We start from the raw sequence: 11,955 nt of genomic DNA on the forward strand, positions 1-11,955 counted from the left end.
AGGGTGCTTTTTTGACAGAATAAACATCACCATCTTTCCAGCTCTTTCTGCTACAATTTAATTGAGAATGTTTATCAACAAATAAGAGATCAGGTGGTTTTATGGGAAACAATCAATTACGTACAATGGCAAATGCCGAACAATTCATCTATCGATTGACATTTGCTGAAAAAATAAAGAATGCAGAGCTTCCGCATAAGGAGCAGCAGTTATCAGATACATTTTGCCTCCTCGTTAGCATAAGCAGCAGCGGCTTACTCACGCTGAACGATCAAAAATGGCGATTGAAAAATCTAACGCTCTATACAATTCTGTCTAATGAGACATTTATGTTAAAAACAAAGCCTTATCAAAAACACGAGCTCTATCTGCTTCGCTTTCAAATGTACACGCCGCAAGGTCAACACATAGAAGAAGTATCAACTGAACATGCCCGGTCTTTACTGAATGTATGGCAATTTATCGATATTAGCTCAATTGAACAAATTCATTCTTTACTGTCCGAAATGACAGAGGAATGGAAAAGACATGAATCCGTTAGCTTTTTTAGAAGCCAATCCCTTTTTCAACAGCTCATCCTGCAGCTTTTCACACTGCATAATGAAGATATTTGTGACACGACACATGCCCTTTTCAAAACAAAACAATATATTGATCAACATTCCGAAGAACCCCTCAGCCTTACAAGTCTATCTCAAATGGCTGGCATCAGCGCCAATCATTACAGTGAGCTATTTAAAAAGCATTTTAATGTGAGTGTCACTGATTATATCACCAAGAAAAGGATGGCTAGAGCCAAACAGCTAATGGCAAAAGGCAACGCAAAGCTCAAAGACATTGCACTGGAAATCGGCTATCAAGATCCCTATTACTTTAGCCGCATCTTTAAGAAAAAAACGGGCATGACCCCTTCTACTTATATGAAAAGCCGTCAGCGGAAAATTGCAGCCTATGGCCATTCCATACTCGGTCAGCTCACACCCATTCATATCATCCCGTATGCTGCCCCTCTTCACCCTAAATGGACAGCACATGATTTTGAGCATCATGCAGAAGAAATCCCGATTCACCTGAGTGCACATCGGATCAATGAGCACGCTGAAGCCAATTTACAGCAATTAAAGGAAACAAAACCTGAGCTGATCATTGCCAATGATCATGTGACAGAGGAAGAAAAACAAGTGTTGAAAACCATCTGTCCTGTTCACTTTGTTCCATTCACCCATTTGGATTGGCGCACTCAATTCAGACAAACAGCTATGTTCCTAAACGAAGCGAAGGAAGCAGAAGAATGGTTGATTCATTATGAGGAGCTCGTCATTCAGGCGAAAAAGACATGCCTTTTTGATCATCCACCAAAAACCGTCCTGCCTCTTCGTATCTTTCAAGATCAACTCTACTTGTCTGTAAATCGCACCATGTCAGAAGTGATTTTTCATGATATTGGTCTTCTGCCAGCTTTTCAGAATGATGGACAGCTAATAGAAAAGAAAATCACCATTCGCTCCATACAACAGCTAGATCCAGACGCCATCTTCCTCTACTTGCATAAGGAGCCAAAAACCCTTGCTTTTTATCAAAAGTTAAAGCAACAGGAAGATTGGCAAAATCTCAAAGCTGTGACGCAACAAGCAGTCTATCCACTAGCATCTGACCCTTGGCGTGAATACACAGCAGCCAGTCATAAACGAGTCATTCAGGACCTTTTATCTTTTTTTCCGTAAAAAGTCCATCATTTGACAGAGAATTGTCTATGGATAAAAGGACAAAAGCCTAATACAATCTTTAATTGAGAACAATTATCAGTTAAAGGAGAAAACAAATGAAAAAATGGTTAGCATTGCTTATCCTTTGTATCATGACGATCACCACAGCTGCCTGTGGTGCTGCAGAAAATAAACCTGCTTCAAACACAACCAAAAGCAAGTCAGCTGAAATAGCAGAAACAAACATCAATTACTTAGATCAAACGTACAAACTCAAAACGCCAGTGAAACGAATTGTCATTGCTGGAAGCCTAGAATCAATGGAAGATGCCAAATTACTTAATATCGAGCCTATTGGTGCTTCTACAGTAGGCGGCACATTCCCTGAATTATTTAAAGACATCACAGCGAAAACAGAAGGCATCGGTGAAAAAACGGAACCGAATCTAGAAAAAATCTTAAAACTAAAACCAGACGTGATACTCGGATCAACAAAGTTTCCACCTGCAACAATTAAAAAATTGGATAAAGTCCAAACAACGATCCCAGTATCCCATGTCTCTTCTGACTGGGAAAGCAATCTTTTATTGCTCGGTACACTTACTGGAAAAAGTGAAGAAGCGAAAAACATCATTTCTGATTATCAGAAAGACCTCAAACAAGCGAAAGAAACCCTGAAAGACAAAAGCAGCAACAAAACAGCTGTCATTTTACGCATTAGACAAGGCGACCTGTACGTGTACCCTGAAGACGTATACTTCAACTCTACCTTATATGGGGACTTAGGATTTACAGCACCAAATGATATCAAAAAAGCCAAAGCACAAGCATTGATTTCATTGGAGCGCCTGGGCGAACTCAATCCTGACTATATTTTCGTTCAGTTCTCTAAAGAGGAAAACTCATCGAAACCTAACGCATTAAAGGACTTAGAGGAAAATAAAATTTGGACAAGCCTAAAAGCTGTGAAAAATGGGCACATCAATGAAAATGTCGTTGATCCTATGCTTCAAGGAGGAACTGCACTAAGCAAAACAACCTTCCTTGATAAGGCCGTCAAATGGTTAGAGAAAAACAACTAAAAAAAGAAGACAAAGGGTTAATGTTTAGCCCTTTGTCTTCTTTTCAGCTTATTTGAGAATCTTGAGGAGTGAATACATATGAACGGAACGTTTCTATATGACGAGTTTAACGGGCGTCAGCTTGATATTTACGTTCCACAGGACACCTCTATTAATGTTCCAGCTGTCTTTGTACAAGATGGCTCTTCTTTGTTTAGAACACACCTGCTAGAGATCGAAAGACTGATCGAAGCCAAAACCATCTCTCCAATCATCATTGTCGGCATACACCCCTTCAATCGACTTGACGAGTATACACCATGGAAGGCGTCATCACTGCACTCTGGGTTTCCTGACTTTAAAGGCGAGGCACAGACGTATGTGTCATTTTTAGCGAATGACTTGCTCCCATATATCAAAAGAAAATATCCAGTCAAACAGACCTGTCATGAACATAGTCACATAGGTGCTTCATTAGGTGGGCTATTTGCAATTTATACTTTATTGATGTACCCTACTCTTTTTAAAAACATCGCATCTATCTCTGGGTCATTTTGGTATCAAGATTTTCTGCCGTTTGCTAAACAACAAAGCATTCAGTATGTGGATCACCTTATTTATTTGTCTGTGGGCAGTGAAGAAGGTAAAGGCAAAACATCTGCTCAACAGCACATGTCTTTATTCAATAAACAACTACATGATCTTTTATTACAGAAAGGGATGCAGGAATGGCAGCTGCACTATCACATCGAACAAGGGGAGGGCCATCATCTGAAACAATTTCAAAAAAATTTCTTATCAGCCCTAAAGTGGTTTTATCAAAGAGAACTCTAATTTTTTATCTGCAAGGCACAAAGCCGATATGATATATTGGAACCTATAGATTGAAAGAGGAGGGATTTGCGTATGAGACCTTTACAAATCTCAGCCGATACAGCACAAAAACTTGCGGCATCACTTAATGTACCCATTGAACAAATCATGCATATGCCGCAGCATATCTTAATCGCTAAACTAGCAGAACTTGAACAGAAGAAAGATCGTTCTTCTTAAAGAAATAAAGGAGTTTACATTCATGGAACAACAACTAGAACAATCAACATTACATCCCCGCAGCAAGGGACAAACCATCCTGCTGATTGCTGGGATTTTACTCATTGCATTTAACCTGCGGCCTGCCATTACGTCCGTGGGACCTCTCATCGGCGCCATTCGTTCCGATTTGCAGCTTTCAAATGGACTTGCGGGTTTTCTCACCACTTTACCACTGCTCTCATTCGCATTGCTTTCTCCAATTGCACCTAAAATCGGAAAGCGTCTTGGCAATGAACGAACCCTTTGGCTTGGGCTTGCTGTCCTTCTATTTGGGATTGTGATTCGCTCGTTTGGCTCGATCACCTTCTTAATGGTGGGAACCGCGCTTGTCGGTGTCGGGATTGCGATATGTAATGTGCTTTTACCAGGGCTTGTGAAGCATAAATTTCCTGCACATGCTGGTTTGATGACGAGCGTGTATACGACTTCGATGTCCGTCTTTGCGGCACTTGCATCAGGTGTCAGTGTTCCGCTCAGCCATGCAATGCCTGGCGGCTGGAATACTTCATTCCTCGTATGGGCTGGCCTTGCACTTCTCGCGATGATGGTCTGGGCGCCGCAGCTTCTTCATCAGAACACAGCGGCCGTCAAAAGCATTTCGCTCACAGAGCAGCCGATATGGCGTTCGCGTGTCGCATGGCAGGTGACCTTTTTTATGGGCTTGCAGTCATTCCTTTTTTATAGCAGCATCGCCTGGTTTCCTGATATTTTAACATCACATGGAATGAACCTGTCGACAGCCGGCTGGATGCTGTCCATTATGCAGTTTGCTGGGCTGCCATCCACCTTTTTAACGCCTGTTTTCGCGGAAAAATTAAAAACACAAAGACCGCTTGTCTTCGGCCTTGTCCTTGTGTATTTACTTGGCATGATTGGGCTTCTTCTCGGAGGATCGACGCCTATTCTTGTGATCTCTGTTTTATTGATCGGCATTGGACAAGGTGCCAGCATCAGTCTGGCGCTCACTTTTATCGGATTACGGACGACCAATATGGAGCAAGCCGCTGCCCTTTCCGGAATGGCGCAGTCTCTCGGTTATTTATTAGCCGCCGTTGGTCCTTTCATGATCGGTATCCTTTTTGATCTCACACATACATGGACGCCATCCATTATCATCTTTATCATCATCCTATTTTTCATGTTTATATCCGGTATGCGAGCCGGACGAAGCGTCTATATTTCAGATCCATCATAAAAAAAGAACCCGCCTCCTCATGAGACGGGTTCTTTTCGGTTTATGCTTGTTCTGTCACGTGTACCTTTAATGTTGCTTGTACCTCTGGATGAAGCTTCACCGGTACATTTGTGTAACCTAATGCACGGATGGCGTCATTCAGCTCGATTTTGCGCTTATCGACTTTGATTTGATGATCTTTTTGCAATTTATCAGCAATTTGTTTGCTTGTAATAGATCCAAACAGACGGCCGCCTTCACCTGATTTTGCTGTTAGTTCCACTGTTAGCGCCTCAAGTGTTTCTTTTAATTGTTTCGCTTGTTCAAGCTCTTGGATGGCATTCTTTTTCTCTTTGTTCTTCTGCCCTTCCAATGCGCTTAGGTTCGTTGGGTTTGCTTCAACTGCTAACCCTTGTTTGATGAGAAAGTTGTGAGCGTATCCGTCAGCTACATTCTTGACTTCGCCTTTTTTCCCTTTGCCTTTTACGTCTTTTAGAAAGATGACTTTCATCTTTGAACCCCTCCTTCGAAATATTCATCAATGGCAGCTTTTAACTGCTCTACCGCTTCTTCAATGGTTATACCATACATTTGGGTTGCAGCGTTAGTTAAATGACCGCCGCCATCTAACGCTTCCATGATAATTTGGACGTTGATATCTCCTAATGATCTCGCACTAATGCACACCGTGTTGTCATCTCGTCTAGCGACAGCAAAGGACGCTTCTACCTCACTCATTGACAACAGGGAATCTGCCGTCTGGGCAATCGTGATTTGATCATAATACTCCGAGCTGTCTGACGGTAATGAAGCAATCGCCACCTGATTTTGATACAGATCTGTATGCTGAATGAGCTTTGCCCGTTTGATGTAATGATCGACGGTCTCTTTTAGGAATTTTTGCACAAGGACAGGATCTGCCCCCTTCGCACGAAGATAGGATGCTGCATCAAACGTTCTTGATCCCGTTCTCAGCGAGAAACTCTTCGTATCAACGATGATCCCTGCGAGAAGCGCAGTAGCTTCAATCATGTTAATGCGCAATTTCTTCGGCTGATACTCTAAAAGCTCTGTCACAAGCTCTGCTGTGGATGAAGCATACGGCTCCATATAGACAAGTAATGGGTCACGGATAAACTCCTCGCCGCGTCTATGATGGTCAATGACCACGATATTTTCAATTTTATTGAGTAGTCGTTCTTCCATGACGAGAGACGGTTTATGTGTATCCACGACCACAAGCAGCGTGTCATCCTTCGCAAGCTCCATGGCTTCCTCTGGGGTGATAAAACGTGACCAAAGATCTTCATAATTCTTAATTTCACTAATCAAACGTTGAACACTGTCCCCAATCTGGTTGGCATCAATGACAATATAGCCTTCTTTCCCATTAGCCTGGGCGACCTTTAAAATCCCAATGGATGCACCGATTGAGTCCATGTCTGGGAACTTATGCCCCATGATCATGACATTTCCGCTTTCAGAAACAATTTCTTTTAAAGCATGAGAAATGACTCGTGCGCGTACACGTGTCCGTTTCTCCATTGGATTCGTTTTTCCGCCGTAGAATTTCACTTTTCCATTCGGCTGCTTAATGGCTACCTGATCCCCGCCTCGTCCGAGGGCAAGATCAAGACTCGACTGCGCAAGTGCCCCAAGCTCTTTTAAAGAAGGTACGGACGCACCGATCCCGATACTCAAGGTAAGCGTCGCACTATGCGCTCCTGTTTTCTCACGGACCTCGTCTAGAATAGAGAATTTCGACGCTTCCAGCTCTGCTAAAATGCTTTCATTTAGAACCGCCATAAATCGTTCGGACGAAATTCGCTTCAGGAAAATGCCATATTCCTGTGCCCAATTGTTTAACAGAGACGTCACTTCACTATTAATGGTGCTGCGCACCTGATCGTCAAGACCCTGCGTGACATCATCGTAATTGTCTAAAAAGATATAAGATAACACCGTTCGTTCATTTTCGTACTGTCTTTCAATTTGTACCTGTTCTGTGACATCAAAGAAATATAAAAGGCGCTCTGACCGTTTAATAATGACTTTGAATTTTCGGTCATTCAGCGTCACATTTTCTGTCTCGACCTCTTGTTTAATAAGAGGCACAATGGACTCGAATGTATCATACAAGGATCTGCCGACAAGCGTGCTTTCATGAAAACACGAAGCGAGAAATGGATTTGTCCATTCGATATAATACTGGTCATTAAACAGCATAATACCAATTGGCATTTCCATTAATGCTTCTTCTCCAACCTTTTTGACTCGATAGGATAATGTTGAAATATATGAATCAATCTCTTTTTGCACTTGCGTATCTGCCCACTTTAAGAAGTAGAGCACACCTGCAAGGACTAAAAGACCAACCGCTCCTATGATCCAATTATAATAAAGGTTGAGGAGGACTGTGACCACCGCAAGGAAAATCAAAGCGATGATCGGATACTTGATGACAGGTTTTCTATAGAAGCTTGGCACTGATATCAACTCCTCAACATTCAGAGTGAATTATTTGTTTTTTACTTTTTCTCTTAAATCAAAGCCTATGTCAGCAATCCCTATAATACGCACAATCACACTGACTGGCGGATAGAGAACCCCTAACACGATAGCGAAAATGGGCACCGCTTTTGAGATGCTTTTTTCGTGGCAATAATAGAAGATAAAAGAAAATCCCTGAATAAGCACCAGTATAAATAAAATTTGAAACGCACTCGTTTGAACGAGCGATAAAAAGCTGCCTTTTTCCGTCTGAATCAGCATCAAAAGCAGTGTGAGTAAATAATACCATACCATGCTTTTTGGCAGCCGCATATCCTTAAATTTCTTCAAGGCTGGCATGTCTTTGACAAACCGTTTGATCAGAGGCTTCACAAACCAGTGGTTCACGAACGCCGTCAGCGTAACTAACATCAACAGCGCGACAGGTAAAGCACTCAATGCAGCATCCTGCATCTCTCTGAACTGCTTCAGCTGCTTCGCAATGTCCTGCTCAGAAGCGCCGGATTGCTTTAAGGCACTCTCTAACATTGGAATCATTTGCTCAATCGACTCTTTCGCGACACTCATAATATCGACTTGAAAAAGCTGAACACTGACAACAAAGGAGATAAGGAAACTGAATAAATAGGTCAGCGCACCTGCAATGATGGCATTTCCAGGCTGCCGTCTGCTGTAGAAAACACCCATGCCTAATCCGACAGCAATCAGAATTGGCGCCGTCATGAGTCCATTAATAGATCCAATTAAAAAGCTGATCACTATCCCAATAGCGCCAGCAGCAATTCCTTTTTTCAAGCCGTGCCTGATTGTATAGAGGATGATCGGAATCGGAGCAGCTAGAAAGAAAATAATGGATAATAGCGGCACATACAAATAAAACAGCGTCATGACAGAGAAAATACTGATCATGATAGCGCCCTCTACTAACGCTTTTGTTTGTTTCACACCTTCACCTCTATCTAATCCTTTTACTATATCTTGCTCATTGTGTCCTTCTATGTATACGTACGATGTAAGCTACACCATGTCTTACCCCAACCTTTATTTTACCATAGCGGTAAATCGCAAGTAAAATGCAGGCTATCTTAGGAGCGTTTCACGTGGAACACTGATATCGATTCGTACATGCAACTTTTCAAACAGCATGTTACAATTTTTTAGATTATTCTTAGCTATAAACCCTGAATTCAAGGTCAAAAGCTGTTAGAATAGAAGCATCATCAATAAATGTAAGAAGGAGAATTCACATGGGAAAAACACTCGTATTCGGACACAAAAACCCTGACACAGACACGATTTGCTCTGCTATCGCTTACGCTGATCTAAAAAACAAAATCGGCGTCGAAGCAGAAGCCGTCAGACTTGGAGAAATCAATGGAGAAACACAATACGCATTAGATTTCTTTAAACAAGAAGCACCTCGTTTCATTGAAACGGCTGCAAACGAAACAAAGCAAGTCATTCTTGTCGATCATAACGAATTCCAACAAAGTGTAAGCGATATTGATCAAGTACAAGTGACTGAGGTCATTGACCATCACCGTATTGCCAACTTTGAAACAAGTGAACCTCTATACTATCGTGCTGAGCCTGTTGGCTGTACAGCAACCATCTTAAACAAAATGTACAAAGAGAACCAAGTGAAGATTGAAAAAGAAATCGCTGGTTTGCTTTTATCTGCAATCATTTCTGATTCCTTGCTATTCAAATCACCAACATGCACACAACAAGACATTGATGCTGCGCATGAGCTAGCTGAAATTGCAGGGGTAGATCCAGAAGTTTACGGCCTAGACATGCTAAAAGCTGGCGCTGACCTAAGCCAAAAAACGGTTCAAGAACTAATTACAATTGATGCAAAAGAATTCGCACTAGGCAATAGCAAAGTGGAAATTGCGCAAGTCAATACAGTAGATATCGCAGAAGTTACAGCAAGACAGGCTGATATTGAAGCGAAAATCAATGAAGTCATCGCAGCGAAAGGTCTTGATCTATTCGTTCTAGTGATCACAGACATCCTAGAAAATGACTCTCTTGCACTTGCACTCGGTGCCGAAGCTGCAAAAGTAGAAAAAGCATTTAACGTCACACTTGAAAACAACACCGCTTTACTAAAAGGTGTTGTATCAAGAAAGAAACAAGTCGTACCTGCACTGACAGACGCACTTTCTTCATAAACACAACAAGACTGCTGACATGTTCAGCAGTCTTGTTTCTTCTTTTAATGAATGTACATATCACTTACAAGGACATCCTTTAACACACTTGTTGGAATCGTAAATTCCACTACACCCATGTAACCAGGCGCCACATCATATTCATTAAAGGAAATCACCAGTTTGCCTTTTGAATTGATATAGAAGCTTTGATCTGGCTGAATCTTCTTAAACGGATCAACCGTATCTTGCTTGGTAATCCAATAAATCTTATTTGAATCCTCTTTCATCTGTTTCTTCATTTGGTCTTTAATATTTTCACTAATCACATCAATATAATGGTCATCTTTAAACAAGCTTGGTAATGTAATGAGTACATGATTTTTCTTATCCACCGTATCATACGTCATTTCCTCTGCCGCAGAAGCTTGAGTCGTCACCTTGTATCGACCTAGTGAAAGAATTTGATCATTGTTTGTTCTCACTTCATATCCGCTCTCTACACTTAAATGACCATTTTTATAACCCTTTGTTTCCTTCTCAAAATCTTGATACAGCTTTTTATTTTCAGCTAAATATTTTTGATTCAGGCTGTCTTGTAATTTTCCGTCCCCAAGCCCTGAAACGTGTGGTGTTTTAAGGTCAATATTCGTTCCTTGATCGCTCTTTTTAAATTCTGTGAATGTCACGACTTTCACCAGCTCGCCAATGACAGGTATTTCCGAAATCGCTCTTGCCGCCTGTGGACTGACATTCACAGTCGTGACAAATAGAGCAGCCGCAGCAACAAGTCCGATCGTCCATTGCTGAAAATGAGGTTTTTTGTTTTTTCGTTTTAATGTCCGTTCAACCATAGCATCATATTCCGGCGGAATAGGGATTTCTAAATATTCCTCTTTTAACTGTTCCAAATACTTATCCATTTATATTTCCTCCTGCGATAATTCTACTTTTAAAAGCCGCAACGCCTTATATAATCTTGTTTTGATGGTGTTTTCGTTTTCTTCGAGAATGTGGGCGATGTCCTCTAGTTTTAAATCTTCAAAGAATCTCAAGATAATGATGACCCGGTACATGTCGGGCAAGTCCTCTATGGCTCGTCTGACATCTTGATCTTCATATACATCTGATTCACCCTGTGATAAGAATTCAAGCGTGTCATCGTCTGTCACCTGCACCCGCTTCTTCTTTCGTAAAAAGTCTAGGGCAGCATTCACCACGATTTTATAAAACCAGCTATGCATCTTGGTCGCATCCTCTAATCGGTGAACAGATTTGAGTGCTTTATGAATCGCCTCTTGAACGACATCCATCGCATCTTCTGGGTTTTTGACATAACTATAGGACAATCGATAAAAACTGTGTTTATGCTCCATTACGTAATCAGCAAATTGATCCTCTATTTTTCGTTTCTTCATTTTACAAAGAGCTCCTTTATCTTAAATGCGCATCGGTTATTTCTTACAATGGATAGACGCGCACCTTTTGAAAATAGTTTGCGCTCGATTATTTTTTAACATGTCATCCCATTTCCGTTTCTATACAAAAAGAGCGAACCAGACAGGTTCACTCCTTCAAAGCGGATATTGTTTGATGGACAAACTGTTTAAGTGGGGAAAGCGGATGAATGATCGGAATGCCTGTCTCCTTTTCCATCTGCTGTGCCGCATAAACCATCGATAGCTGCATCACGCAAATGTCTCCACTTTTTTTCATACATCTTCTGAGCTGCTTTTTAATTTGCTCCTCATAAGCATGCATGTCACCGTTTAGGCAAAGGTGAAAGATATCCTCCATCACCATAACCTCTGCATCAATCTGTTTGCCGTGCTCTTTTGCATATGATTTAAGCCGCTCCATTGTCCCATCCACTGTATCCGGGTTTGAAAACACAAGTTGAAGAGGCCCTTTTCTCTGACAAATCAGTTCAAATAACGGTTCATCAATCGGAACAATCGGTTGCTTAAAGAGATACTGCTGATCACCCAAGGCGGCAATGTATTGTGTACACGTGAGCAGAATGATGTCGGCTTCATCTTCTTTCATCAATTTGTTGATGGCATAGGTTTGCTGCTTGTGAGGATTAAAATCGGGATCTTGTGTAGCACGTTCTATAAATGATGAATCGACCGTGTGATGCAGCTCAACATCTGTATCACCAAACACCTCTTCTATATAGGACTGATTAGACGGATGGGCATGAAGGCAGTGTAATCGAATCATCAGGTTCGCTCCTCGTGAAAGTTTTCAAT

At 41.5% G+C, this 11,955-nt stretch carries 12 protein-coding genes; 6 read left to right on the forward strand and 6 right to left on the reverse strand.

Annotated features, from left to right (window positions below; all coding sequences use genetic code 11):
• Positions 1-101 precede the first annotated feature (101 nt).
• From NSS78_RS19375 to NSS78_RS19395, 5 genes are all read left to right on the forward strand, one after another.
• Positions 102-1,724 (forward strand): helix-turn-helix domain-containing protein, encoded by a 1,623-nt coding sequence (locus NSS78_RS19375; RefSeq protein WP_212046512.1) that lies wholly within the window; start codon positions 102-104, stop codon positions 1,722-1,724.
• A gap of 98 nt (positions 1,725-1,822) precedes the next feature.
• The gene (locus NSS78_RS19380) at positions 1,823-2,788 is read left to right on the forward strand and encodes an ABC transporter substrate-binding protein (RefSeq protein WP_309217784.1); all 966 of its coding nucleotides are present in this window, start codon (positions 1,823-1,825) and stop codon (positions 2,786-2,788) included.
• Positions 2,789-2,866: 78 nt separating this feature from the next.
• Positions 2,867-3,601 (forward strand): alpha/beta hydrolase-fold protein, encoded by a 735-nt coding sequence (locus tag NSS78_RS19385; protein WP_309217786.1) that lies wholly within the window; start codon positions 2,867-2,869, stop codon positions 3,599-3,601.
• Positions 3,602-3,673: 72 nt separating this feature from the next.
• Positions 3,674-3,820 carry a YycC family protein gene (locus tag NSS78_RS19390; protein WP_003214589.1) on the forward strand — a complete coding sequence of 49 codons (147 nt, stop codon included), beginning with the start codon at positions 3,674-3,676 and terminating at the stop codon, positions 3,818-3,820.
• Between the two features lie 22 nt (positions 3,821-3,842).
• The gene (locus NSS78_RS19395; RefSeq protein ID WP_309217788.1) at positions 3,843-5,057 is read left to right on the forward strand and encodes an MFS transporter; all 1,215 of its coding nucleotides are present in this window, start codon (positions 3,843-3,845) and stop codon (positions 5,055-5,057) included.
• A gap of 40 nt (positions 5,058-5,097) precedes the next feature.
• Here NSS78_RS19395 and rplI read toward each other — a convergent pair whose 3' ends face one another.
• From rplI to NSS78_RS19410, 3 genes are read right to left on the reverse strand one after another with little or no spacing between them, the layout of a single operon-like run.
• Positions 5,098-5,547: a 50S ribosomal protein L9 gene (gene rplI / locus NSS78_RS19400; protein WP_044139055.1), complete on the reverse strand. Its 450-nt coding sequence runs from the start codon at positions 5,545-5,547 to the stop codon at positions 5,098-5,100.
• Positions 5,544-7,523: a DHH family phosphoesterase gene (locus NSS78_RS19405; RefSeq protein ID WP_003214961.1), complete on the reverse strand. Its 1,980-nt coding sequence runs from the start codon at positions 7,521-7,523 to the stop codon at positions 5,544-5,546. Before NSS78_RS19405 ends, rplI begins: the two co-directional genes overlap by 4 nt.
• A 30-nt stretch (positions 7,524-7,553) precedes the next feature.
• A complete protein-coding gene (locus NSS78_RS19410) occupies positions 7,554-8,492 on the reverse strand; it encodes a YybS family protein (RefSeq protein ID WP_327840798.1) in 939 nt (312 codons plus the stop codon).
• A 302-nt stretch (positions 8,493-8,794) separates the two neighbouring features.
• Between NSS78_RS19410 and NSS78_RS19415 the strand changes: the two genes are divergently transcribed.
• Complete coding sequence (locus tag NSS78_RS19415) at positions 8,795-9,724, forward strand: manganese-dependent inorganic pyrophosphatase (RefSeq protein ID WP_327840796.1); 930 nt, start codon at positions 8,795-8,797, stop codon at positions 9,722-9,724.
• Positions 9,725-9,768: 44 nt separating this feature from the next.
• Here NSS78_RS19415 and NSS78_RS19420 read toward each other — a convergent pair whose 3' ends face one another.
• The 3 genes from NSS78_RS19420 to NSS78_RS19430 form a co-directional block, all read right to left on the reverse strand.
• A complete protein-coding gene (locus NSS78_RS19420) occupies positions 9,769-10,626 on the reverse strand; it encodes a DUF3298 domain-containing protein (RefSeq protein ID WP_327840794.1) in 858 nt (285 codons plus the stop codon).
• On the reverse strand, positions 10,627-11,121 hold the full coding sequence (locus NSS78_RS19425) for an RNA polymerase sigma factor (RefSeq protein WP_050944666.1): 495 nt from the start codon (positions 11,119-11,121) through the stop codon (positions 10,627-10,629).
• 148 nt (positions 11,122-11,269) lie between these two features.
• Entirely contained in the window at positions 11,270-11,926 is a 657-nt protein-coding gene (locus NSS78_RS19430) for a hypothetical protein (RefSeq protein WP_342468255.1), read from the reverse strand.
• Between the last annotated feature and the right edge of the window lie 29 nt (positions 11,927-11,955).

It is taken from the genome of Bacillus sp. FSL W8-0920 (assembly GCF_038593215.1).
Taxonomy (GTDB): Bacteria; Bacillota; Bacilli; order Bacillales; family Bacillaceae; genus Bacillus; species Bacillus pumilus.